At 22.2% G+C, this 239-nt stretch carries 1 pseudogene; it reads left to right on the plus strand.

Features of this window, described 5'->3' with window-relative positions:
• Positions 1 to 239 (plus strand): annotated as a pseudogene (locus VJI93_RS09220) (O-antigen ligase family protein); the annotation flags it as partial.

Here is a 239-nt window from a genome sequence, read left to right on the forward strand (position 1 = left end):
GTTACAAATCCAGCAAATCATTCCCATAATATTTTGCTTGACTTACTATTTAATTTTTTTATTATAGTAAATTTTATAATTCTTCCTCTTTTTATAGGAATATTTAAGAAAGTTTACAGCATAAGAAAAAGAAAATTGTTTAGACTAATTGTTTCTTTAACTGTTGTTGTAATTTTACATGGAATCTTGGATGTTACAATAATTTGGCATCAAACTAATTATATTTATTTTAGTGTTTT

Source organism: Parvimonas sp. M20 (assembly GCF_035282425.1).
In the GTDB taxonomy this organism is placed as follows: domain Bacteria; phylum Bacillota; class Clostridia; order Tissierellales; family Peptoniphilaceae; genus Parvimonas.